The organism is Flectobacillus sp. (assembly GCF_049240685.1).
GTDB lineage: Bacteria > Bacteroidota > Bacteroidia > Cytophagales > Spirosomataceae > Flectobacillus.
The window spans coordinates 1-1,301 of sequence record NZ_JBMLSD010000476.1 but is presented as its reverse complement, the minus strand read 5'-3'; the positions used below and the strand labels follow the sequence as shown (position 1 = coordinate 1,301).

Genomic DNA, 1,301 nt, shown 5'->3' with positions numbered 1-1,301 from the left:
AAACTTAAATCTAATTTTGTGCCATTACTTAAATAATCGAGCAGAATAATATTTAAGTTATGTGTTAGGCACGAGGCACAGAGTGTTAAAATGTTTTTATTAACCACAGCTATGCTTTTTTCCAAAGCCCACCGCCGAAAGCTGATACCTGAATGCCTTGGGCACAAAAATTAAATTCTATTTTGCCCACTAACTTATATATCTTTGTATAGATTTTGTTTAGGCTACAAACAAAACCACCCAATCTCAATATTGACTAAAAAATAATACGCTGTAACTACCAAAATATAGCTTTTTAATTTCAAGGAATGTCAGAAATCTTAACCAAATATTTAACCCAAAGAGAATCTTCCCAGCTCGAATTTAAAAGTAAAATTGATAGTCCTTTTAAAATTGCACGGACACTTTCGGCATTTGCTAATACCGCTGGAGGGGTTTTATTGATTGGCATTAATGACGATCGTACCGTAAAAGGATGTTCTGAACTGGAAGAGATGACCAAAGTAATCGAAGCAGCTGAACATTTGATTCTTCCACCCTTGGATATTAGATATCGTTCGGTTATGTGGGAAAATAGAAAAAAGGTTCTTCTTGTAGAAATTGATGAAAGTTCGGATAAGCCACATGAAGCCTTAGATGAAAAAGGTAATCGGACGGTTTATGTTCGTGCAAACGACCAAACTACGCCGGTATCTAAAGAGATGTCTCAAATTTTGGATAAAACTGATAAGAGTGTAGATAGTGAGCTTTTAGAACAGCAAAATGTAAAATATTTGATGGTATTTCTAAAGAAAAACAAACGTGTCTCTGCCAAAGAATATGCCAAATTGGTGAATATTTCAGAATATCGTGCAAAAAAAATGCTCGAAACTTTAACCTACGAAGGAATTTTGCTGATGTTATCCAAACAGCGACCTCCGCAGTTTGTACTCAAACAACAATAGGAGGTATAGCACGAGCAATCGCTTATTATTTGAAATTTCTGATTTAGGTACAAAGTGAGAGGAAGAAGGCAAAGAGTATGAAATTGTTTTTAGTAACGATAGAGATGTTTTTGCAGAAAGCCCATACCTGAAATCTGAATGCTCAAAAACTAAACTTTATTTTGCATGATTATTCCATCCATTACCAAATTTTTGAAAATACGTAATGGATGGAAAGATTAAATCAATAGTATCTCAAAGGTGAAAATTGAGAGTAACCTTTTGATTATGAACACCTTCAAATAACCAATATACTGTTAACTTGATTACTGGACAAAAAGAGAAAAGGTATTTAGACTTTTTCAATGAATGTTTAAA

At 33.6% G+C, this 1,301-nt stretch carries 1 protein-coding gene; it reads left to right on the top strand.

All coding sequences use genetic code 11. The features are described 5' to 3' along the window. Positions 1 to 308: 308 nt before the first annotated feature. Positions 309 to 944, top strand: coding sequence for a helix-turn-helix domain-containing protein (locus tag ACOVQ4_RS22145; protein WP_421822768.1), 636 nt, complete (start codon positions 309 to 311; stop codon positions 942 to 944). The last annotated feature ends 357 nt before the right edge of the window (positions 945 to 1,301 follow it).